This is a genomic window from Cutibacterium namnetense (assembly GCF_001642025.1).
Lineage (GTDB): Bacteria > Actinomycetota > Actinomycetes > Propionibacteriales > Propionibacteriaceae > Cutibacterium > Cutibacterium namnetense.
Map to the genome: position 1 here is coordinate 536,011 of NZ_LWHO01000001.1, position 22,229 is coordinate 558,239.

At 61.5% G+C, this 22,229-nt stretch carries 21 protein-coding genes, 1 tRNA gene and 2 riboswitches; of the genes, 16 read left to right on the forward strand and 6 right to left on the reverse strand.

Annotated elements, in window-relative coordinates; all coding sequences use genetic code 11:
- Nucleotides 1–9: 9 nt before the first annotated feature.
- From A5483_RS02335 to A5483_RS02350, 4 genes are all read left to right on the forward strand, one after another.
- Nucleotides 10–846, forward strand: a complete 837-nt coding sequence (locus tag A5483_RS02335) for a VOC family protein (RefSeq protein ID WP_063810968.1) — start codon at nucleotides 10–12, stop codon at nucleotides 844–846.
- Nucleotides 847–1,255: 409 nt separating this feature from the next.
- A riboswitch (cobalamin riboswitch) is annotated at nucleotides 1,256–1,431 on the forward strand.
- An 89-nt stretch (nucleotides 1,432–1,520) separates the two neighbouring features.
- Nucleotides 1,521–2,540 carry a FecCD family ABC transporter permease gene (locus A5483_RS02340; protein ID WP_193790424.1) on the forward strand — a complete coding sequence of 340 codons (1,020 nt, stop codon included), beginning with the start codon at nucleotides 1,521–1,523 and terminating at the stop codon, nucleotides 2,538–2,540.
- The gene (locus A5483_RS02345; protein ID WP_063810879.1) at nucleotides 2,537–3,328 is read left to right on the forward strand and encodes an ABC transporter ATP-binding protein; all 792 of its coding nucleotides are present in this window, start codon (nucleotides 2,537–2,539) and stop codon (nucleotides 3,326–3,328) included. Before A5483_RS02340 ends, A5483_RS02345 begins: the two co-directional genes overlap by 4 nt.
- Nucleotide 3,329: 1 nt before the next feature.
- Nucleotides 3,330–4,400 (forward strand): ABC transporter substrate-binding protein, encoded by a 1,071-nt coding sequence (locus A5483_RS02350; protein ID WP_002549711.1) that lies wholly within the window; start codon nucleotides 3,330–3,332, stop codon nucleotides 4,398–4,400.
- Nucleotides 4,401–4,475: 75 nt separating this feature from the next.
- On the opposite strand, the gene A5483_RS02355 is transcribed toward A5483_RS02350, so the two are convergent.
- A complete protein-coding gene (locus tag A5483_RS02355; protein WP_063810880.1) occupies nucleotides 4,476–5,699 on the reverse strand; it encodes an ATP-binding protein in 1,224 nt (407 codons plus the stop codon).
- 92 nt (nucleotides 5,700–5,791) lie between these two features.
- Nucleotides 5,792–6,445 (reverse strand): precorrin-8X methylmutase, encoded by a 654-nt coding sequence (locus tag A5483_RS02360; RefSeq protein ID WP_002549585.1) that lies wholly within the window; start codon nucleotides 6,443–6,445, stop codon nucleotides 5,792–5,794.
- 301 nt (nucleotides 6,446–6,746) lie between these two features.
- On the opposite strand from A5483_RS02360, the gene A5483_RS02365 reads away from it, so the two are divergent.
- The 5 genes from A5483_RS02365 to A5483_RS02385 are packed head-to-tail and all read left to right on the forward strand — an operon-like array spanning nucleotide 6,747 to nucleotide 10,271.
- Nucleotides 6,747–7,430 (forward strand): energy-coupling factor ABC transporter permease, encoded by a 684-nt coding sequence (locus A5483_RS02365; RefSeq protein WP_002549650.1) that lies wholly within the window; start codon nucleotides 6,747–6,749, stop codon nucleotides 7,428–7,430.
- A complete protein-coding gene (locus A5483_RS02370; RefSeq protein ID WP_002549512.1) occupies nucleotides 7,423–7,857 on the forward strand; it encodes an energy-coupling factor ABC transporter substrate-binding protein in 435 nt (144 codons plus the stop codon). The genes A5483_RS02365 and A5483_RS02370 overlap by 8 nt, the downstream gene beginning before the upstream one ends.
- Entirely contained in the window at nucleotides 7,854–8,699 is an 846-nt protein-coding gene (cbiQ, locus tag A5483_RS02375) for a cobalt ECF transporter T component CbiQ (RefSeq protein WP_002549576.1), read from the forward strand. Before A5483_RS02370 ends, cbiQ begins: the two co-directional genes overlap by 4 nt.
- Nucleotides 8,696–9,532: an energy-coupling factor ABC transporter ATP-binding protein gene (locus A5483_RS02380; protein WP_002549490.1), complete on the forward strand. Its 837-nt coding sequence runs from the start codon at nucleotides 8,696–8,698 to the stop codon at nucleotides 9,530–9,532. The genes cbiQ and A5483_RS02380 overlap by 4 nt, the downstream gene beginning before the upstream one ends.
- Nucleotides 9,533–9,584: 52 nt before the next feature.
- Entirely contained in the window at nucleotides 9,585–10,271 is a 687-nt protein-coding gene (locus A5483_RS02385) for a DUF4118 domain-containing protein (protein WP_063810881.1), read from the forward strand.
- A gap of 16 nt (nucleotides 10,272–10,287) precedes the next feature.
- Here the strand turns inward: A5483_RS02385 and cbiT are convergent, their stop codons facing one another.
- Nucleotides 10,288–10,884 (reverse strand): precorrin-6Y C5,15-methyltransferase (decarboxylating) subunit CbiT, encoded by a 597-nt coding sequence (gene cbiT, locus A5483_RS02390; protein WP_063810882.1) that lies wholly within the window; start codon nucleotides 10,882–10,884, stop codon nucleotides 10,288–10,290.
- Nucleotides 10,885–10,945: 61 nt separating this feature from the next.
- Nucleotides 10,946–11,030: riboswitch (adenosylcobalamin (AdoCbl) riboswitch) on the forward strand.
- 53 nt (nucleotides 11,031–11,083) lie between these two features.
- Here cbiT and cobO point away from each other — a divergent pair.
- From cobO to cobA, 3 genes are read left to right on the forward strand one after another with little or no spacing between them, the layout of a single operon-like run.
- The gene (cobO, locus tag A5483_RS02395; protein ID WP_002549584.1) at nucleotides 11,084–11,698 is read left to right on the forward strand and encodes a cob(I)yrinic acid a,c-diamide adenosyltransferase; all 615 of its coding nucleotides are present in this window, start codon (nucleotides 11,084–11,086) and stop codon (nucleotides 11,696–11,698) included.
- Nucleotides 11,698–14,121, forward strand: a complete 2,424-nt coding sequence (locus A5483_RS02400) for a bifunctional hydrogenobyrinic acid a,c-diamide synthase/histidinol phosphate aminotransferase CobBC (RefSeq protein ID WP_063810969.1) — start codon at nucleotides 11,698–11,700, stop codon at nucleotides 14,119–14,121. Before cobO ends, A5483_RS02400 begins: the two co-directional genes overlap by 1 nt.
- A gap of 9 nt (nucleotides 14,122–14,130) precedes the next feature.
- Entirely contained in the window at nucleotides 14,131–14,907 is a 777-nt protein-coding gene (gene cobA / locus A5483_RS02405; RefSeq protein WP_063810883.1) for a uroporphyrinogen-III C-methyltransferase, read from the forward strand.
- Between the two features lie 19 nt (nucleotides 14,908–14,926).
- On the opposite strand, the gene A5483_RS02410 is transcribed toward cobA, so the two are convergent.
- Entirely contained in the window at nucleotides 14,927–15,679 is a 753-nt protein-coding gene (locus A5483_RS02410) for a cobalt-precorrin-6A reductase (protein ID WP_002549681.1), read from the reverse strand.
- 222 nt (nucleotides 15,680–15,901) lie between these two features.
- On the opposite strand from A5483_RS02410, the gene cobT reads away from it, so the two are divergent.
- The 4 genes from cobT (at nucleotide 15,902) to A5483_RS02430 (ending at nucleotide 19,301) form a co-directional block, all read left to right on the forward strand.
- A complete protein-coding gene (gene cobT / locus A5483_RS02415; RefSeq protein ID WP_063810884.1) occupies nucleotides 15,902–17,572 on the forward strand; it encodes a nicotinate-nucleotide--dimethylbenzimidazole phosphoribosyltransferase in 1,671 nt (556 codons plus the stop codon).
- Nucleotides 17,569–18,408 carry an adenosylcobinamide-GDP ribazoletransferase gene (locus tag A5483_RS02420; RefSeq protein ID WP_002549558.1) on the forward strand — a complete coding sequence of 280 codons (840 nt, stop codon included), beginning with the start codon at nucleotides 17,569–17,571 and terminating at the stop codon, nucleotides 18,406–18,408. Before cobT ends, A5483_RS02420 begins: the two co-directional genes overlap by 4 nt.
- The gene (locus A5483_RS02425; protein WP_063810885.1) at nucleotides 18,405–19,169 is read left to right on the forward strand and encodes a helical backbone metal receptor; all 765 of its coding nucleotides are present in this window, start codon (nucleotides 18,405–18,407) and stop codon (nucleotides 19,167–19,169) included. The genes A5483_RS02420 and A5483_RS02425 overlap by 4 nt, the downstream gene beginning before the upstream one ends.
- A 56-nt stretch (nucleotides 19,170–19,225) precedes the next feature.
- Nucleotides 19,226–19,301: transfer RNA gene (locus A5483_RS02430), tRNA-Thr, on the forward strand.
- Between the two features lie 70 nt (nucleotides 19,302–19,371).
- Here A5483_RS02430 and A5483_RS02435 read toward each other — a convergent pair.
- Both A5483_RS02435 and A5483_RS02440 read right to left on the reverse strand, forming a co-directional pair.
- Entirely contained in the window at nucleotides 19,372–20,778 is a 1,407-nt protein-coding gene (locus A5483_RS02435; protein ID WP_042843009.1) for a hypothetical protein, read from the reverse strand.
- 282 nt (nucleotides 20,779–21,060) lie between these two features.
- Nucleotides 21,061–22,095 (reverse strand): lipase family alpha/beta hydrolase, encoded by a 1,035-nt coding sequence (locus A5483_RS02440; RefSeq protein WP_063810886.1) that lies wholly within the window; start codon nucleotides 22,093–22,095, stop codon nucleotides 21,061–21,063.
- Nucleotides 22,096–22,229 lie beyond the last annotated feature (134 nt).

Sequence of the window (22,229 nt, forward strand, 5' to 3'; positions counted from 1 at the left end):
CATCGTCGGGTGATTTCCCACGATCTGCATGCCCTAGGCTTCGACGCTCCTGATCTCGACGCTCTGGTCAACTCTGCGGCTGAAGCTGGTGCCGTCGGTGTGGAGGATGTCGGCGGATTTGACTTGCTGGCTGCCTACACCGACCCGTCTGGAGCGCGGCTGGCGCTTATGAAGCAGAAGGGTCATGACGAGATGGAGACGATGGCCTCCGTTGTCGCCCCGACGACCCATCCGGCAGATCTGGTGCGATTCAGCCCAGCGGTGGCATTGGTCGACATCTATTCCCACGCCGGCCTTGCCTCGATGCTTACCGGGGAATCTGTCCTGAAACTGCCGACGGCGAATCGCACGCACCTGGCGCGGTTTCTGGCTAACGTTGACGATCCGGTCGAGGTGCCGTTGTGCCCCGAGCCCGGCGATGACACCCCGCGTTTCATCGAGCATCTACGTGTGGGCGCGGTCGCTAACCAGATGTTGCGAGTTTTTGAATCTGAGGAGGAGTACGGGCGTTCCCACGAGGGCTCGCTAGGAGGTTCCGGAGAGCTGCAGTTCGCCGCTGGGACCCTCATTAGCCCGTGGCTTCTCGAGATCAATGCCGGTCGTGCTACCCGTGGCGAGGCTAGCGCCGTCGCTGAGATGACGATGGTGTGCAAGAAGGTCGAGAAGCGCACGAACGCGCTGACCGGGGTGGACTGGTACCGGATCGTGGGGGACACCTCGATTCCTATGACCCTGGCCGTGCCCGCGAACCTTCCTCGGGTGCCTCATGAAGGCTCAGTTGTCACCGGACAGGTCGTCCCGGTGGTGTCGACGGGAACCTGGGAGGGTGACGCCCTCTGGGGGTAAGCAATGAGCGGTCCCATGTTGCGACGTCCCGCACCTCATCGTCATGACAGGCTGGTCATATTCGCAGTGTGGGAACGTCACACTTCAATTCACACTCCAAGTTTTGCAGTGTGAATTGAAGTGTGAGTTGCAGTGTCCGGGGCTTTCCGAGTGTGGATCGTGGCGGACGGTTTCCGGTGGCAGGCAGCGGGATTCCTTCGCGGGCGTCCATGTTTCACGTCGAGCGTCCACAGTTGTAGCTGCCTGTCGCGGTGACGCCGGAAGTACGGCTTCGTGCGTCTACCTGATGCGGAGCAGCGGACCTCGGAATCACTCAGGAACGCGGAGAGGGAATCAAGAGAATCTTCCTGGAAATGCGGGAGATGGTCTTGTCAGGGGCTGTGCGGCATGGAATGGAGGTCCCTGATATCCTTCCATGAGTCTGCATGGTGTGGCCCCGATGAGGCCGCGGGAACCCGGTGCGATTCCGGGACTGTTGCGCAGCGGTGACGGTGACGATGTCGGCAAAACCACTGGGAGTGATCCTGGGAAGGGCCGACTGAGGGTGATCCGAAGTCCGAAGACCCCCATGTACGGCGTTGTGTCGTCCGGATCTCGCATCAAGGTCCTCGCACCAAGAAGGAACTGCCATGTCCTCTTCGAGGCGGTCGGTTGAGCGTGACCGCAGGTTGCCGGTGACACCGCTGCTGCTGCTCCTCGTCGTGTTCATCGTCGTCAGCACCGTCGTCTCGTTGGCCATCGGTTCTGAACCATTGCCGCTGCGTGGAGTCCTTGACACCGTTGGGGCTCGAGTGACCGGCCAACCGGGACCCGATCCGACGGTCGACGTGATCGTCTGGGACCTGCGTGCCCCGAGGGCACTACTGGCGGTCATCGTTGGGGCCGGTCTCGCCCTGGCCGGAAGTGGCATGCAGACTTTGGTGCGCAACCCGTTGGCTGACCCCTATCTGCTGGGCGTGTCGGCTGGCGCGAGCGTTGGAGCAACCGCGGTCATCGCTTTGGGGATGTTCTCTTCGTGGGGGACTCACCGCCTCACTCTTGGTGCCCTTGCTGGGGCCTTGGCGGCGGCTGCACTGGTTTATCTCATCTCGATGGCGCAAGGTGGGATGACGCCGCTGCGGTTGGTGTTGTCGGGTGTGGTGCTGTCCTCGGCGTTCTCGGCGTTGGCGAGTTTCCTCGTCTTCCGGAGTCCTGACCCGCGCGCGGCGCAGTCGGTGCTGTTCTGGATGCTGGGGTCGGTTGCGGGTGCCACCTGGGACAGCCTGTGGGTGGCGGCCCTTGTCACTGTTGTCATCGCCGTGCTCATGATCGCGTTCTCTGGATGGCTCGACGCCCTGGCAGCCGGCACTGACGTCGCGCGTTCCCTGGGCATACCTGACACGCGCGTCCGCAAGGCGCTGTTCGTCGGTAATTCAGTGCTCGTCGGAGTGCTCGTGGCCGTTTCCGGCGGCATCGGGTTCGTGGGGCTTGTCATCCCCCACATGGCTCGATTGCTCGTGGGAGCCAGTCATAGGTCGATGCTCCCAATCGCTGCCGCTGTCGGCAGCCTGTTCCTGTTGTGGGTGGACGTCGGTGCGCGAGTTATTGCGGCTCCGCAAGAAGTGCCCCTCGGCGTCGTAACCGGATTCATTGGTGCGCCCATCTTCCTGTACCTCATGGGTCGCAGCCAATACCGATTCTCGAGTGAATCATGACGTGTCTTGACGTTCGCAATGTGCAGTGCCGGATCGGTGATCGCGTCATCGTCGACGACGTGAGCTTCACCGCAGAAGCGGGAAAGCTCACCGCCATTGTCGGGGTCAATGGTGTGGGTAAGTCCACGTTGTTGCGATCCATCGCCGGCGTCAGAAAGGTCAATGCCGGGGATGTTCTGCTCGATGGGAAGTCTGCGAGCCAGTACACACCCATGCAGCGGGCTCGGCTCATGGCGTTCGTCGGACAGGAGGAATCTCCTTCCCCGGATCTCCTGCTGGGAGAGATGGTGGCGCTGGGACGCACCCCGCATCGGAAGCCGTGGCAGGTTGGGCAGCGTTGCGAGCGTGCGATCATTCGTGATGCGTTGGCTTTGGTTGGGTTGGATCATCTGATCGACCGCCGGTGTGACCACTTGTCGGGCGGTGAACGGCGACGTGCCGTCATCGCTCGTGGACTGGCCCAAGGGGCCGACCTCATTCTGCTGGACGAACCGACTAATCACCTCGATGTGCGGCATCAGTTGCAGTTGTTGGAGACGCTGCGTGCTAGTGGCCGGACGGTCGTGGCCACTATCCATGACCTCAGCATGGCGGCTTCCCACTTCGATCGCGTGGTCGTCTTGGCCGACGGTGGGGTCCTCGCCGCGGGACCCGCGCAGGAGGCGCTCAGTCCGTCGAACGTGGCGGCGGCATTCCATGTTGTTGCGCATCATGTCACCACTCCTGAGGGCAGCCGGGAGCTCGTCTGTACCGCAGCGCTGCCCGAACCCCCCAGAAAGGAAGTCTGAAGTGTCTATCCCCCGTTTGCCTATCGCCATGGTCGCGTGCCTGGCCGTAGCTCTTGCCGGATGCAGTAATGGATCCACTCCCAAGGGCGACAATGCCAAGAGCTCATCCGAAGTCACCTTGACTAACTGTGGGAACAAGGTGACGTATCCCAAGGTCGCCCAGCGCCTCTATGTTAATGACGGCAATATCATCGCGACGGCCCTCAGTGCGGGGGCCGTCAAGCAGATTGCTGCTGTGAGTTCACTAGGTGATGACAAGACGATCCTTGCCGCCAAGTACGGCTCAAATGTCATCAACAATTTGCATGAGGCTGTCAAGGGGTATCCGACACTGGAATCGATCATCGCTAACAGGCCCGACGTCGTTGTCGCGGGCTGGAACTATGGATTCTCTGAGGAGGGAAACCTCACTCCCGACAAGCTCCATGAGCGAGGCATCAACAGCTACCTGCTCAGCGAATCTTGTCGGCAGAAGGGCAGCGAGAAGGCTCGTGGCGTCATGCAGCCGTGGGACGCCGTCCGTACCGATCTGGGCAACCTTGCCAAGCTCACCGGCAATGAACCGACGGGGAAGAAGGCAGTCAAGGATCTCGACGACCGACTTGACGCTCTCAACAAAGCTCCGAAGGCTGCGAAAACCCCTGTGGTTCTGCTTTTTGATTCAGCTAAGGACACCATTCTCACTAGTGGCAACAAAGGCGGTCCGCAAGCCATTATCAACGCTGCCGGTGGGCAGAATGCGACCCACGACGTTAACGATACGTGGGTGAGGATCGGCTGGGAGAAAGTGGCGACCCTCAAACCTGACGCCATCGCCTTTGTTGATTACGATGCCCAGCCCTTCTCCGAGAAGGTAAAGATCCTGCAATCTAACCCGGCGACCAAGAATCTTGCTGCGGTGCAGAAAAAACGCTTCCTGAACCTTCCCTACGCTATGTGGACCTCCGGCCCCCTCAACATTGATGCTGCCGAGCACCTGCGGGTCAGTTTGGAGAAGTGGGGGTTAGAGCCCAAATCGTCAATCAAGCCGCAACTCACCATCCCCGCATCCGTGCCGGGGCACGAGGGCTGAGGAATCTGGGCCGTCCTGCTGCCATAACCTTCGGGATGAAGCTTCGACCGGTTTATGTGGCCGAGTCTCGTCTCATCACGACCACAGCGACGAGACGGGAAGCGATTCGAGCCGATCGCCGGCTTTTTGCCCCGTGCTGGTTGTCAAGACGATACCGGCAAGGAATTCGTCACCAAGCCGGTCTCGGAGAGCCTTGAGGTGCTGGAAGTGCCGGGCAGTGGCCGCAACAGCAGATTTCACTTCTACCGCGATAATGCCTGTCGGAGTCTCCACGATGATGTCTACTTCGGCACCTTGGCGATCCCGATAATGGAAAAGTTTAAAGGGTGTTGCCGACCATCCTCGTTGCCGCAGCAACTCACAAACCACGAACTGTTCGAGTAGAGGACCAAGGTGGTCGGCACCCTGCATCGAGCTCAGGTGGGCGGCGTCCATATTTGACAGTGCGGCGTTGAGTCCCGTGTCGGTGAGGAACACTTTGGGACGCTGGATCTGTCGTTTCGTGAGATTGCGGGACCACGCCGGCAAACGGTGGATAAGGAACAAGGATTCCAAGAGATCTGAATAGCGAACCACGGTCCCGCGCGTCACCTCGAGTTTCTGCGCAAGCCTGTCCTGGACGAGCTCGGCCCCGGGGGCACCCGCCAGCAGTTGGAGTAACTGGCCAAGGATGGGGATTCGGGTCTGTGCCATGTCGGAGGCATCTCGCTGGACCAGTCTGTTGGCGTAGTCCTTGAGCCATGCGGTTCGTACACGAGGTGACATGGACTGAACGAGTGGGTATCCCCCGACTGTGAGGCGCGTGATGACGTCTGAACGGTCGGCTTCTGGGGCTGTTCTTCGGTCCGGGCTGAGCAACCAACTGACCCAATCCTCCTTATGCCCTTCTAACTCTCCTTGGCTAAATGGATGTAGCCGGGCGGTCATGGCGCGTCCGGCCAGAGAATCCTGGGCGCCGGGAAGTCTCAGCAGGTTTGCTGAGCCAGTGAGTACGAAGCGACCGGGGCGACGGTCGTTATCCACGACGGCCTTGAGTGGAAGGATGAGCTCTGGGCAACGTTGGATCTCGTCAATCACGAGACGCCCCTCTTTGGCCGAGCTAAGGAAGCCCGCCGGATCGTCATGGGCGAACGTGCGGGTGAGGTCATCGTCCATGGTGGTGAATGTGGTGTTGGCGTCGTCAATCATGCCTGTCAATGTCGATTTGCCGACCTGTCGAGCGCCTTCGATGACCACGATTGGTGAGATGTCCAGTAACTCTTGCACCCAAGCAGTGATGTTGCGCTGTAACAGCTGCATGCTAAGACAGTAGCAGTTTGCTACCGCTGAATCAGCAAAACGCCGTACCTAGAATGACGATTCGCTGTCCTGGAAAGAGCGATTCGCTGCCGTCAGCGATGGCTGTTGGTCAACTCATCGGTCGATGCGATGGCGTTAACGGCGGCTACTGCAATCGCCGAACCGCCGCGTCGTCCCAGCAGGGTGAGGTACTCCAGCCCCAGTTTCGAGTCGACGAGGGCCTGCTTCGATTCCGCTGCGCCGACGAACCCGACCGGAATGCCGACGACGGCTGCTGGGCGAGCGCCGGTCTCTTCGCACACCTCAAGCACCCGGAATAGGGCGGTGGGGGCGTTGCCGATAGCGACAATGGCCCCGTCGAGCTTGCCTTCCTCGGCCCACAAGTCCACCGCGGCGCAGGTCTTCGTCATGCTTTTTGCCCGAGCGATCTCGGCCAGGCGAGGATCCTTGATGTAGCAGATCGTCTCATTGTCGCGCGGCAGTCGGGATCGGATAATGCCGGTGGCCGTCATGGAGGAATCACACAGAATTGGTGCACCCTCGCCTAGCGCCTTGCGAGCTGCCGTCACCACACCGGGAGTAAAAGCGATGTCGTCTGCGATGGCCGGATCGGCCGCGGCATGGATCATGCGGACGACGACTCCCTCGACGTCAGTGGGGAAGCGATCCAAGTTCGCCTCGCAGCGAATAATGCGGAAGGACTCGCGGTAAATGTCGGATCCATTGTTGACGTACACGTGGTCCACGATCTTGCTCCTGACGACGGCGAAGACTTATAGGGCCTTCGTAGAAGAGTAGCACCAGACCATTGCGCTGCAGCGAGAGAGAACCATTCTTAGGCAACCCTCGGATACAAATTCTGCAGTGGGTGTGTTTAACTGTTCTGTGTACAACTCGAGAATGTCCTGATGACGTGGTTGAAGCCGGGAAGCGCCGGCACGGACGCGCCACTGTGAACGATCCTATGCGGTTCGAAAGTCAGATCTGCCATGCACGTCAGGCCTTTCCAGGACGGGACGCGAATCCCGAGAAAGGAGATGACACCTCATGCACATTGCTGAGGGGGTTCTCTCGCCGGCCCAGTGTGCGGTTTGGTATGCCGCAGCTGCACCGTTCGTCGTTCATGGCGGCTACCGGGTCGTCAAGGAAGTCAAGGAGCACCCCGAAAACAAGCTTCTGCTCGCCACCGCGGGTGCTTTCACCTTCGTACTCTCGGCCATCAAGCTGCCCAGCGTTACGGGATCGTCCTCGCACCCTACCGGAACGGGAGTTGGGGCGGCGCTGTTCAAACCACCGGTCATGGCATTCTTGGGAATGATCGTGCTGATCTTCCAAGCACTGTTATTGGCTCATGGTGGCATCTCCACTCTCGGTGCCAATACCTTCTCTATGGGCATTGCTGGACCATGGGCCGGTTACGCCTTCTACAAACTCACTAAGAAACTCCATGGACCTGACGCGTTGGCGATCTTCCTGTGCATGGTCTTCGCCGACTTCATCACCTACGTTGTTACTAGCTTCCAGCTGGCTTTTGCCTTCCCGGATCCTGCGGGTGGTTTCTGGGGAGCTGTCGGCAAGTTCCTCGGCATTTTCGCCATGACTCAGGTTCCGCTGGCCCTCATTGAGGGTCTCCTGGGCATCCTGTTGTTCCGTTTCCTTGCCAAGGTCGCAGCCCCGCAGCTCCGGCAGCTTGGCGTCCTCGGCGACAACACGGAGGTGGCTCATGCCTGAGAACACTATTGCTAAGGCCCGTCGGGATAGCTCGCTGACCGGCAAGAGCAAGTGGGTCACCCCGGTCATCATCATCCTCGTGGTTGCTCTCTTCGTCATATGTATGGTCCTCGGTGCCAAAAAGACCAGCGGTGGCGAGGAAGGTTTCGGAGGAACTGACGACGCTGCTGCAGAGGCCGCTGAGAAGGCCGGCGCCAAGAAGTGGATCGAGCCGATCTTCGAGCCGAATTCCTCTGAGGTTGAGTCCGGTCTGTTCGCTCTCCAGGCAGCCCTGGGTGCTGGCATAGTTGGATATGCTCTGGGGCGTATGAGCGGGCGCGTGAAGGGCCGTGAGGAGGCTGAGCACGCGTCTGATCTCCATAGTGTTGACGACGTGCCCGAGGCCGCTGTCACCTCGTCGGAAGCCAACTCGACTGCCAAGTCATGACGATTACCTCTCTCGACGACGCCGCCTGGGATTCCCCCTGGCGGCGTCGTCCAGTCGGAGAAAAGGTTGCTCTGTCGACGGCCCTGCTGTTGACCGCCCTGTGTACCCCGTCAATGGAGGCTTCGCGGTGGGTGAGCCCGGTCGTAGGCTCTGGTATTTGGCCCGGGGCGTTGTTGGCTGGGATCCTCAGCGTGATCGTCATTCTAGGGCCAGCTCACATTGCTGGACGGGTGCTATGGCAGGCGGTCGTTGCCCCGCTGGTCTTCCTCATTATCGGTGGCATCTCCGTCCTGGTCAGTCTTGGATCGACCCCCGTCGGAACGGTTTGGTGGCATGCCGGGGCGTTCAGCGTTGGGCCGGTTTCCAGCGCCCAGGCGATGTCCCTGATTGAGCACGGCGTATGCGGCACCCTCACCCTCATGGTGCTGGCAGTGACCACGCCGATGGTTGATCTCCTCACCTGGCTGAGGAAATTCCATATCCCTGACCCGCTGCTGGAAATAGCGTCTTTGACCTACCGACTCATATTCGTGTTACTCGATACCGTTGTGACGGCTAGCGAGGCCCAGCACGCTCGCCTCGGCGATGCCCCGGCAGGACGATTCGGGGGGTTCAATCGGCGCATGAACAACACAGCTGCTTTGCTGGGATCAGTGGGGATCCGGGCATGGACGAGGGCTAATCGTCTCAACGATGGACTCGTCAATCGTGGCTTCGAGGCCGCATTGGTCACCCTGCCCATCAAACGCACCGGTTCGGTGCGATACAAGATCATCGTCGTCATCGCCATCGCCGTCCTGTGGGTGATCAGCTGGACGACGACCGGAAGGATTTTCAGATGAGTCCCGAGGTCCTGCTGTCGACCGAGCACCTGTACGCCACCCACCCTGGCCGTCCTATGGTGCTGACCGACGTTAATGTTTCCTTTCGTGCCGGGGTCCGCGTAGCGATCCTGGGAGCTAATGGGTCCGGCAAGACGACTCTCTTGCGCTGCCTGTCCGGCTCTCTTAAGCCTGTCAAGGGCCACGTCGTGAGAGGCAATTCCGTGCTCAGCTACGGTCGTGCCCAACTGCGTGAGCATCGGCGAGCCGTCCAGTTGGTGCTGCAAGATCCTGACGACCAGCTCTTTAGCGCCGACGTCAGTCAGGATGTCTCCTTCGGCCCCATGAATATGGGCCTCGACGTTGACGAGGTGCGAGATCGGGTCTCCGAAGCTCTAGAACTGCTCGGGGCCAGCCACTTGGCCGAGCGTGCCACGTATCAGCTGTCTTACGGTGAGCGTAAGAGGGTCGCTGTTGCCGGCGCTGTGGCCATGCGCCCGGATTTGTTGCTCCTTGATGAGCCTACTGCCGGACTTGACCCGGTCGGAGTCACGCAGATGTTGGAGGCCCTGGATCGGCTGCGCGATCACGGAACGACGGTGGCGATGGCCACCCACGATGTCGACCTAGCTCTCGCGTGGGCTCAGGAGGCCGTGATTGTCGTCGATGGTCAGGTGCATCAAGGGCCGATCGACGAGTTGCTTGCCGACGCTGACTTGGTGGGGCGGGCGCATCTGCATATCCCGTGGCCCCTCGAGCTCGCCCGTCGACTCGATGCTCGGGATCTTCCCAGGACGATGGACGAGGTCGTGGCGATGCTGTCCGACAGCCCCTCGCCAGCTCCCTCGAATTGATGGTAAAGGTGCGACGCAGCGATCTTGGCGGTTTGAGTACAGCGGTGGTTCGATGGACCCCATGAACAGATCATCGTCGAGTGCTGCGCTGCTCATCGGCGCAGTCGCCGTGCCGATCGCCGTCTGTGCGGTGTTGAGCGCCCTCATCGACGTCTTCGTCGCACCAGCGGCGGCCCTCGTGCTTGTTATCGTCATCGTTATCGTCTGTCTGAGAGGGTCGTGGCTGGCCGACATCCTGGTCATCGTCGTCAGTGCCGTCGGCTTTGACTTCTTCCTCACCTACCCCTACCGGAGCATGAAGATCGCCTCGCGCCCTGACATTGAGGTGACGATCGCGCTATTTGTCGTCGGTGCCGCTATCGCGGGCATCTCGCGGTGGGCGCTGACGGCGTCTGACCTGGCGGAGCGGAGACAGGGATATGTCACATACGCTCTGGACGCGAGGTCGGGGGGAATGACTCGTGACGAGGTTGCTCAGCGTCTGGCTGGTCTGGTCGGCGCCGAGGCCGGAGCTTGGGTGGACGGAACCCCACCGTCGGGGGAAGCTGTCATACAGGATGCCACCACCATGCGCACCGACGTCGGTCTGGAGGATCCTTCCCGGGTCGGGTTCCCAACCGACCGCTTTATCTGCTTCCCCGCTACTGGCGGCTACATCCGTGTCTCGGCGGCGTCGCGGCACGTGCGTCCCACCGGGGAACAGATGAGGGCAGCTTGCCTGCTGGCTTCCCAGATTTGATCCCCCGCTGGGATAGTCACTCAGCGCGTTGCCAGGTCCATGCCACGACAGTGCGGGCCGGCTTCCAGCCGCGTAGTCGTCCGATGTTGTCGGCGGTCTCGACTCCGAACCTCATGAGGTTCCCGCCCAGATCTCGGTGCAAAGCCTCCACTAGCATCTCCGCCTCCATCGTCACCCCGTGAATGACAAGGCGCCCTCCGATGGGTAGGCGAGGTCGGCACTGGGCCACGAGGGTTTCGGTGGCACCGCCGCCAATAAAGATGGCATCTGGGTCAGGGAGCCCTTCGGGTAGACCCTTCGTCAAGTCAGCCTCAATAACCTCGAATTGCCCAGGCAAGGTGAGCTCGGCGGCATTAGTACGGGCGTTGGCGGCCCGCTCCACCTTGCGCTCTACTCCAAGGGCCCGGCAACTCGGATCGGTGCGGCACCATTCCACTGCGATGGACCCAGCCCCGGTCCCCAGATCCCACAGCAGCTGCCCCGGCATGGGTCGCAGTGCGGCCATAGCGACCGCGCGTACCGGGTGCTTAGTGATGAGGCCGTCATGGACGAAATGCTGTTCGTCCAGGCCAGGGGTACGTCCGAGAAGGGTGGCGTCAGGATCATGGGTCATGTGGGAAGCCTAGGGCAGTGTGGTGTGAGAACAACACAATCAATATGACAGAATCGGATCAGACCCGCGGGAGGAATCCGGTGCGAATCCGGAGCGGTCCCGCCACTGTGAGCGTCCCAGCGCAAGCCAGGTCTATCCCGCAGGTCATGTCACGGAAATTCCGCGACACGACGGGCGCGGACCCGCAAGGAGGTCGTTCATGCCGCACGCGCGCACTAGCGCCGAACCCGACGACGGACTGTCCACGAGGCAGCGGCGGTTACGCCCGGTGCTGGCGGTCAACACCGGTGAGGGTAAGGGAAAGACGACGGCGGCCATGGGAACCGCCCTGCGTGCCTGGCACCAGGGCTGGCGAGTTGGGGTCTTTCAGTTTGTGAAGTCCGGACGCTGGCACGTTGGTGAGGAAGACGCTCTTCGAGCCCTCGGGCAGCTACATGAGGAAACCGGAGTCGGCGGCCCAGTCACTTGGGAAGTGATGGGTACCGGATGGTCTTGGGCGCGATCCTTTGATGCCGCGCAGACCCCTGAGGCTGCCGCTCGCGAGGGATGGCGCCACGTGTCTGATCTGCTGGCTCACGAAGCTCTCGACTTTTACCTCCTTGACGAGTTCACCTACCCGATGGATTGGGGATGGCTCGACGTCGAGGAAGTAGTCGAGACCCTGGTCAACCGCCCCGGAACCCAGCACGTCGTCATTACTGGCCGTCGAGCACCCCACGCGCTCATCGAGGTGGCGGATATCGTCACCGAAATGACGAAGATCAAGCACCCCTTTGACAGCGGTCAGCGTGGCCAGGCAGGAATCGAGTGGTGATGCGGCTGCCACGAATTCTCATCGCTGCCCCAGCCTCTGGTGGCGGCAAGACGACTGTTGCCACTGGTCTCATGGCGGCGCTTCGCGCCAGTGGCCGGACGGTGGCCCCTTTCAAGGTCGGGCCGGACTACATCGATCCGGGATACCACTCGATGGCGAGTGGACGTCCCGGTCGCAACCTCGACTCCGTGATGTGCGGTGACGAGCTCATGGCCCCCCTGCTAGCCCACGGTTTCGTCACCCCTGACCGGGCTGATGTCGCGGTCATTGAGGGGGTTATGGGGCTCTTCGACGGCCAGCTTGGGACTGGCCGCGGCTCCAGCGCCGAAATCGCCACGACGACCCGAACCCCGGTTGTCGTGGTCATCGACACCGCACATGCCTCGCTCACCCATGCCGCCGTCGTGGCCGGTTTGGCGACGTTTGACCCTGACGTCACCGTTGCGGGCGTGATCCTTAACCGGGTGGCCTCGTCGCGCCACGGTGCCGAAGTCGCTCGCGGCTTAGCCCGCCTGGGCATCCCGGTGCTCGGACAGATCCCGCGTACTGAGTCCATCTTCGTGCCGTCGCGCCACCTCGGTCTCGTGCCGGCGGGGGAATGGGAGGACTCCGCAGCCAAGGTTGCCGGGTTGGGGGACCTCATTGCGGAACACGTCGACCTTGAGGCGGTCATGGATCTGGCTGCCGGCGCCCCCGACCTCGACGTCGAGCCATGGGATCCCGCTGCCGCCCTGGAATCCGCGGGTTGGCGAGGCCATTGTTACCATGAACCGCCGCTTGTGGGCATCTTTGCCGGACGAGCTTTCACCTTCCGCTACCCCGAGACCACTGAGATGCTGACTGCGGCAGGGTTTCGGGTCGTTGACGTTGATCCCCTTAGTGATCGGCGCCTCCCTGACGACATCCAAGGGCTGTACTTGGGGGGTGGCTTCCCCCAAGTACACGCCACCGATTTAGAAACCAACTCGGAGCTGGCAGCGGACGTGCGGTCCCACGCTGAGGCCGGGATGCCGATCGTCGCTGAGTGTGCCGGGTTGCTGTATCTGTGCCGTCAGCTTGACGGGCACGAGATGGCTGGTGTGTTGCCGATGGATGCGGCCATGGCAAAACGGCTCACGATGGGATACCGCGTCGCTACCCGTGACTCCATCAGCGTTGTTGGCCACGAATTCCACCGCACTACGACGACTCCGCTGGCCGACCTCGACCCGGCGTGGCATATCACGATGCCCGATGGCACCGACCGCGCTGAGGGGGCCTTGGGAGATCCGGGTGGGCTGGGCCGACCCACGATTCAGGCGTCCTACCTGCACCTGCACTGGGCTGGCCAACCCAGCCAAGCAGCGTGGTTTGCCCGGGAGGTGGCGAGGTTTTACGAGAGTCGAGATGGGCAAGGCGTTGAGCCCGATCTCGACCATCATGGGGACCGTGACATCGCCGAGGGCCTGGTAGACCTGGCTGTCAACGTCCGCGTGAGCGAGCCGCCGCAGTGGCTTCGCGACGCCATCACGTCCACCGAACATGACTGGGCCCGCTATCCCGACGCCACGCCGGGTCGTGAGGCCCTGGCAGCCCTGCACGGGGTGCCGACCGACATGGTGCTGCCCACCGCAGGTGCCGCAGAGGCCTTCCCGCTGGTCGCCGCACTCAAACCCCGGCACGCAGTCGTCATCCACCCCCAGTTCACCGAGCCCGAAGCTGCTCTGAGAGCGGCTGGGATGAACGTTAGTCGGCACATCCTTAAAGCTTCCGACGGGTTCGCCCTCGATCCGGTACTCGTCCCCGATGACGCTGACCTCGTCATTGTCGGAAACCCGACGAATCCCACTGGCAGGCTGCACCCGGCTACCGACCTGCTGGCCTTGCGCCGTCCCGGAAGAATTCTCGTCGTTGACGAGGCCTTCATGGACGCCACCGACGAGTCCCAGTCCCTCATCGGAAGCGGCATGGATGACCTCCTTGTTCTACGGTCCCTGACAAAGACCTATGGTCTGGCCGGGATCCGGGCCGGATATGTCGTCGGTGATCGGCACCTCGTCTCGCGGTTGGCAGCCCACCAGACTCCATGGTCGGTGTCGACTCCAGCAATCGCAGCCATGATCGCCTGCACTTGCGAGGAAGCCAGACGTTTTCGGGGCGAGCTGCGCGACGACATCCCGGCCGCTCGCGCCGACCTTGTTGAGAAGCTCAACGGCCTCGGGTTGAGCGTGGTTGACTCTGAGGCGCCGTTCGTTTTGGTCAACACATCGTCCCTCAGCGGGGACTCGATACGCCAGCCTCTCGTCGAGCGCGGTTTCGCGGTGAGGCGCGGGGAGACGTTTCCTGGGCTCGGACCCACCTGGATCAGGCTCGCGGTCCGTGACCCGAAGACCCACGCTGAACTCGCCCGAGCTATCTCTGACCTGACAACACACCGCAACTAAGGAATACCAATGACTTACTCTGCAGACCTCGTTCCCGGCACCGTCACCCTCGTGGGAGGTGGCCCTGGTGATCCCGGATTGCTGACCGTCGCCGGACTTGAAGCGGTGCGTCAGGCCGACGTCATCCTCTATGACCGGCTCGCCCCGGCTGTCGTCATGGACGAGAACCCCCAGGCCGAGAGGATCCCGGTCGGCAAAGTGCCGCGCGGACCATACGTTCCTCAGGAACGCATCAACGAACTGCTCATCGAGCATGCCAAGGCTGGGCGCAAGGTGGTGCGCCTCAAAGGCGGCGACTCCTTTGTGTTCGGCCGCGGCGGCGAGGAATGGCAGGCATGCGTTGCTGCTGGCGTTCCGGTGCGCATCATCCCTGGTGTCACGTCGTGCGTAGCCGGTCCCGAGCTTGTGGGGATTCCGCTGACCCATCGTCACATGGTGCAGGGATTCACCGTCGTTTCCGGTCACGTAGCCCCTGGTGATACGCGGTCCGAGTTGGACTGGGCCCAAATCGCCAAGACGGGCACCACCCTGGTGATTCTCATGGGTGTGGCCCACATTGACGGCATCGCTGCCCGTCTGATGGACGGCGGGTTAGCCGGAGACACGCCGGTCGCCATCATTGCCGATGCTTCACTGCCTACCCAGCGCTTCCTGACGACGACCCTCGAGAAAGCAGCCGACGATATGGCCGATGCCGAGATCAAGCCGCCGGCCATCACCGTCGTCGGCGACGTCGCCGGGCTTGACCTTGACAAGACCCAGGTCCACGAACCGTCTGATCACTGAGATATTGCCCGGTGAGGGATTACTGCTCAATCACGGTGGCGATGTGATTTCCCGTCCACTGCACCGCCTCGTCGACCGTGCTGAGCTCATCCCCCCAGCCGGGGGCCGGACCACGTGACACCATGATGACCTGGACATTAGTTTCGGCTGCCAGCCGAAGCTTAGGGTCAAGGCTGGTGCCCCCCGAGTCTTTGGAGACGAGGGTGGCCACCCCCTGCGAGAAGATCTCTCGCTCGCGGTCGAGAGTGAATGGCCCGCGCTCTTGCAGGACCGTCCAGTTTTCAGGAAGCTTCTCCTCAGGGGCGTCGATGCAGCGCACGATCACCCGACGCGGGCCAAGCTTTAGATAGTGCTTGACGGGCTGGCGTCCCACCGTCAGCAGGATGACGTCGGGCATATCAGCTAAAGCTTGAGCTGCGCCGTCGTGGTCGTCAACCCAGTACCAGGTGGCTGCCTCAGGTTGGGTACGCCAGCTTGGTGGTGCCAGCCGCGCCAGCGGAAGGTTGAGGTCGCGGCATGCATGGGCGGCGTGACCGTGCATAGTTGCGGCGAAAGGGTGGGAGGCATCCACCATGACCTTGACCTCGTTGTCAGCTAGGAATTCCTTGAGACCATCGATGCCGCCGAAACCACCGAGGCGGGTCGGGCCAGGAACTGGTCGCGGGGATTTCGTGCGTCCCGCTAACGAGGTGCACAGGTCCACCCCTTCATCGAGTAGTTGGGTGGCTAACTGCCGAGCCTTCGTCGTGCCGCCAAGAATGAGGACGTCCATGAGTCCATCAAACCAGCCTGTGGAACAATGAGGTTCGATCGCGGTGGAACACCGGTGAGAATCCGGGACGGTCCCGCCACTGTGACGCCTTTGGGTGAAGTCAGACCAGAACCGCGCTCACCCGCCCCGACCGGGGTGGGACCACTGCGGCGCACGTGCGTGGCACCCGGGCCTGCGAGGACACAGACTTGGGGGATGCGGCGGCGTCCCCGACGATGGAGCATGATGGCCCGCCTGCCCGAATCCTTATCCGTTGACAGCCTGCTCGCGCGCACGGTGCGAGGTATCCGAGGCGCTGATGCCAAAGCTCTGGAGGCAGCTCGAGCTCGCCAGCAGCTACTTACCAAACCTGAGGGATCGTTGGGGCTGCTGGAGGACCTGTCGATTCGGTTGGCCGGAATGTGCGGGCAGGTGCCAGTGACGGTGCCGAGCCATCCAGTTGTTGGGCTATTCGCTGGTGATCACGGGGTATGGGCGCAAGGTGTTTCGCCGGATCCTCAGGAGATCACCACCCAGCAGATGGTCAATATGGCGGCTGGTGGGGCGGCGATCAGCGTGCTGTCGCGCCAGATGGGTGCCCAGCTGTGGATCACCGACGTCGGCGCCCGATGCGAGGTGGACGCCCCAATCCGGCAGCGGTGTGTGCGTCGCGGCACTGACGACATCTCTCAAGGCCCGGCGATGAGTCTCGACGAGGCTGTCCAGGCTCTCGAAGTTGGTATTGAGACTGGGGTGGAGGCCGTCGAGCAGGGGGCTGACATCCTTGTCACCGGAGAGATGGGAATCGCCAACACGACGCCGGCGGCGGCCCTTATTAGCGTTTTCACCGGATTGGCGCCCGCCGAAGTGACTGGAAAGGGGGCCGGGTCGGACGATCGTCGTCATCAGCACAAGATCGGTGTCGTCGTTCGTGCCCTGCAAGTTAACCAGCCTAAAGCCGAGCACCCGGTTGAGGCGTTGGCGAAGGTCGGAGGTTTCGAGCACGCCGCCATGGCCGGTTTCATTCTGGCCGCGGCTTCGTCGCGGGTCCCTGTGCTTATTGACGGTGTCATCGCGTGTTCGGCCGCCCTGACGGCCACCGCGATCTGTCCCGAGGCGCGAGATTTCATCATCACGAGCCACGCCGGTGCCGAACCAGGAATCACGGCATCGACCTCTGCCTTGGGCTTGCCCGCTCTGTTGGACCTCGGTATGAGGCTGGGGGAGGGGTCCGGGGCCATCTTGAGTTTGCCGATCGTGCAGGCCAGCGCCCACATCCTTAACGAGATGGCCACCTTCGAGGACGCTGAGGTCACCGACATCAAGGTGAGCGGCGAAACCGAGATTCCCGACACCGCCCAGGCCGGCGCTCCTGCCTGTCGGATGCTTGTCATTGGCGGTGCGCGCTCGGGGAAATCGACCTTCGCCGAGTCGAGGCTGCCCCGCGATTCCCGCGTCACCTATGTTGCGACTTCCCAGCGCAACCCCGGCGACACCGAGTGGGAGGAAAGGATCCGCTTGCATCAAGCTCGGCGCCCGGCGACGTGGCGAACCATCGAGACCATCGATATCGCTTCAGTGTTGCTGGCCGACGATGATTCCCCGGTGCTGGTTGATTGCCTTGGGGTGTGGATCACGCGGATTCTTGACGAGGTTGGGGCCTGGACTGCCGCTGCCGAAGATGAGACCTGGCACAACGACTTACGAAGCCGCGTCGACGAGTTAACCGGCGCTATCCGTCGTACCCGTCGGGACGTCATCTTTGTCTCCAACGAGGTCGGGATGGGCGTTGTGCCCGACACCCCAGCCGGGCGGCTCTTCCGTGACGAGCTGGGGCGTCTCAATGCAGCTGTCGGGGATGCCTGCGACGAGGTCTGGATGTGCGTGGCCGGAATCCCGAAGAGGTGGGCATGACCGACAAACAGCATGCGGATCTCGGGAAGCTCGGGCCGCTGCGTGGGATTGCCGAGGCCCTGTCTCTCTTCACGATCTTGCCTGGGCCATACCTGAACGACATTGACCGTCCGCTAGCGCGTCGTGCTATTACCGCTTTTCCGTGGCTGGGTCTATTCCTGGGCGTGGTGGCGGGAGGAATCGTCGCCCTGGTACTGGGATTGGGGGCCGGGTCTTGGCTGGCTGGGGTGCTAGCGCTGTGCTGGCTGGCCGGGGCGACGGGTGGCTTCCATCTGGATGGGGTTGCTGACACCGCGGATGGTTTGGGATCCCGCGCGGTACCGGAGAAAGCCCTCGAGATCATGAAGAAGTCCGATATCGGGCCGATGGGCGTCATAAGCATCATCCTCGTGCTGCTCGTTGACGCGGCCGCGGTGGTGAGCCTAGCTGGAACAGCTGGTCCGGGGTCATGGTGGCGAGTGGCGATTTTGGTGGGACTTGGCCCTGTGCTGGGTCGTGCGGCCATCCTTTTCGCGACGATGACCGGAGTGCCATGTGCCCGCCCGGGTGGGTTCGGGTCTTTGGTCGCGGGAGTAACGACGCCGAGGTCAGCGGCGATCAACCTCACAGCGTTGGGGTGCGTGTGTGCCCTGGCCGGGTTGGCGGCTGGTGGCTGGAGGTGGTGCTTGGTGGCCGTTGGCTGTGCCGCGGTGACCTTGCTCATCGCTCGAGGATGGATTCATCACCTGGTGAGACGCCTGTCCGGGATGACGGGTGACACTTTCGGAAGCGTCAATGAGGTGACGCAGTTGATGTTCTGGGTTCTGACGGCGCTGACCGTGGCGGTGATGTCGTGATCGACGATCTCGGTGCCGAGGTTCCGGTGACTAGACCCGTCCAGCGGGTGGTGAGCCTGGTGCCATCGATTACTGAGGCCATTGCAAAAACCTGTCCACAAACCTTGGTGGGGTGCACCGATTACTGCATTCGTCCCGCTGATCTGGAGGTGGTCGTCGGTCAGCCGGTGGCACGAGTGAGGGGTACGAAGAATCCTGATCGCAGAGCCATCGTGGGCCTGCATCCTGACCTGGTGGTAGCTAATCAGGAGGAGAACCGTAAGCACGACGTCATCTTGCTCCGCCAGGCCGGAGTACCGGTGTGGGTGACGCGAATCGACACCGTCGACGAGGCTGTATCCAGTCTGACGAGGTTGTTCGAGGAAGGTTTTGGCGTCAGGTGCCCCCAGTGGTTGGAGGAGGCCGATCGGCAATGGCGTGAACCGTGGTGCGGCGAGGTGCTTTCCGCTGTGACGGCCGTCTGGCGGGATCCTTGGATCTGTGTCGGACCGGACACCTACATCGCTGACGTGCTGAGGCATGTCGGAGTACAACCCATCGATCTACCGGGAGGGGCCAGATACCCTCACGCAGCGCTGGATGACCTTGTCGCGGCCCGACCGGACCGAGTTATCTTGCCTGACGAGCCTTACCAGTTCGGTCCTGACGATGCCGGGGCTTTCCCCGATCTCGACGTCCGTTTGGTCGACGGTCAGAAGTTGGCGTGGTACGGCCCGTCCATGGTCGGGGCGCGTCAGTACCTCTCCTCGGCATTGAGGTGACTGACGCTGAGTCGGCAACATGTGCCACAATGTTCTACGTCGCTGTGATGTGACATGCCTCTGTAGCTCAGTTGGTAGAGCGCCGCTCTTGTAAAGCGATGGTCGCGGGTTCGATTCCTGTCAGAGGCTCCATCCCCTTTAGCTAGCCCCGTGATGGCAGCCTAACGTCGAGGCGTCAGGACGCCATCACGGGGGGCTTGCGTTACTTCACCCGGTTAAGGATGGAAACGTTTCGTCCGGTACGTAGCGCGATTTCGGGGTGACTGTCGTTTATTACCTGGAATGAATCTCTCGTCACTGCCAGGTAAAGCTCATGGACTTTCTCCCCTCGGAGATACCCCTTCATGAAGGGTGAAAAATTCGGGTCCTTGAAGTAAGAGTCAGGAACTTCGATGGCTGCGTCGTAATACCGCGGGGTAGTGGTGAGCCCACGTTCGCGATGACTCAGCATTGACCAGGTCGTCTTGAGGCGGCCATCGATCGAATGGAGCTTCACCGGATATTTTTTCCCACCTACGGTGAGGTCGACCGTTCGGGTCGTCGATTGGTACGCGAAGTCTTTGATGCTGATGTCCGCTTTGCCCTGCAGATTTCCCGAGTAGTTGACTCCGCTGGCGGATCCGAGACCCACCTTCGACGTATCGCGCTGCGGGTTGTCGAGGGATTTGCCCTTGAGGCTCTGGTCGGTGGGGACGAACGTCCACGCTTTCGCGTCGATCATCTTGGACCAGTAGCCAGTATGGCCGTCACGACGTCCCTCGACGCGCAATTCTCGGTTCTGTGATCCGGGAGCTGTCGACACCACGGTGAGCCTGTCCGTGATCGCGCCAGGGATCTTTGGCTGATGCTTCCAGCCCGCCGGCGGAAGCTTGATGGCAGCGTAACGGGAATTGGTCTTGCCCTGCAGCCACGTGGAAGGACTGGGAAGACCACTCTGGTCCTGCCAGGTGTAACGGAACTGGGCGGGATCGGTTCCAGCGATGTCGTAGTCCCACAGCCTCGTGAACATGTCGCCATGATCGTTAGTGATGAGCGCCACTGACCCTGACGCGGACATTGAATGCACACGGAATCGTGAGTTGTACGGGGTCGAGGCTTCGAAGGAATAGTCGTTCTGCAACCAGGGATCGTGCTGGTAAATGTGAGCTCCGTCTTTGGAGAGCATCATGATTTCGGTGCACATTGCCAACGAGATTGGGTGATCGTGGCCGTCGGCGCCGCGGTAGGTGCGATCGGTCCGGTTGTCGATGAGGGATAGAGCCCATTGGTTCTGGTCATGGTTGTCGAGTTTGAGGCCGCGACCGAACCAGAATGGGCTGCCCCACGCCCGAAACCAGCCCCAGTCTTTAGGGGAGGAGAGCAGATTGTTAAGGGTGTACACCCAGCCGCTGGAATCGACGGCGACCAGCATGGCGTCATTGACGGAGATGGCTGAGATTTGCCCGTCGAGACAGGATGGCGTGTCGATATGACGCCACTGATTCTCAGATTGGAAACGGCCGTATACCTTGCCGTTTCGTAGCGCGAAATCCATGCGCTGGTTGAAACCCTCGGTGTTGTCACGCATCACGACCTTGTCGGGCAGATCGGAGCGGCCGGTGGGATCCATTCGTTGCCAACCGTCGGTTCCCCAGTTCGGTGGGATAACTCCGAGGGGGAGTTGTCCTGAGCTACCGGGGCGCCCGAGGAAGGGCACACACGTCATTGGACCGGTCTGTTGGGTTCGCGCCCCCTGCGATGGTCCAGACGCGCGAGCGGACTGAGCAGGAACCATGGCGTTGATTCCGGAGGTGGCCATGAGCGCAGCCACCGCAAACGTGAGTAGTTTGTGCGTTTTCATGCGAGATTGTGTCCTTGGCGAGTAATGACGTTCTAGGTTGGGTCGTCTTGGTCATCCGATGAATGGCATCGGCGTGCAGTGGACGGTGTGTGCGTGGGCCGGGTCGAGTTCGTTGTCGACCAGCTGGGGGATGTTCGGGTCGTAGGTGATGTTTCCGTGGCCGGTCTGGTCGGTGGGACAGACGTCCTGCAGGAGCACGTTCTTGACGCCAGGCTCGTGAAGGTAGGCATTCGTGTATGGCACGACGACATGGTCATGGGTGCTGGTGATGACGGTGTACTTGACTCCCGGCTGGGTGACGGGAGTGTCGTAGAGGGCCTTGTTGAAGGCTGATCCTTGCAGTTGCTGGGGAGCCGACAACCCATTGAGCTTCTCCATATCGTTGTCGAAGTGGACACCGAGACGGCTTGTCGTCGAATTCAGGAAGAGGTTGAGACCGTAGGCGGTCGTGCCGTGGTTGGATGGCACGAGGCCGACGAAGTGGTCCACCTTCTTCGCCCCGTCTCCGAACTTGAGGTATTGATTCGGAAGTGGACCGGCGCCTTGGGACCATCCAACCAGGTCAACTTTGGTGGTGTGGGTACGTTCCAGCACCATGTTGACGAAGGCTTGTAGTCCCTTGGCTGATACTCGCATGTCTCCAGTTAGAGAAACGGCACTGGTGTGTGGCACTCCGTTGAGGTTAAACGTGTAAGTGCAGTATCCGCGCCGGGTTAATTCTTCCGACATCTTTGACCATGAGGAATAGGCATTTGTCACTGTTCCTGGGATAAGAACCACTGGGTGCTGACCCGCCTTGGGCTGGCAACGGAAATTGTTAGCGCCAGCGGGCAGCGGGGCCTGGTGTGAAGCGGAGTATCTGACGGCGCTCCAGTAGTTAGTCTGCACGGGGCCAGCGGCCTCGGAGGGCAGACCCAAGGGACTTCCCGGCATTTGTTGCTCGGTGAGGATCGCCCGATCTTGCGGTGAGATGGCGGTGTCGTGGGGTGTTGATGCCGCTACCGCGGGTGGGGCCGACATGGCGGCGATGGCGGCGAGCGACACGGCGGCTACAGCGAGTTTTATGGGTCGTTTTGAGATGAGCATTGTTGGCGTCTCCTTTGTCGCCTAACAGATACAATATGTGCCACCATTTTGGTGGTGGTTGTGTGAACGATTGGCTCTTGGTGAGTTATCGTTCGATGTCAGTAAATCGTGAATACGCGGTGAATCTACGGCGG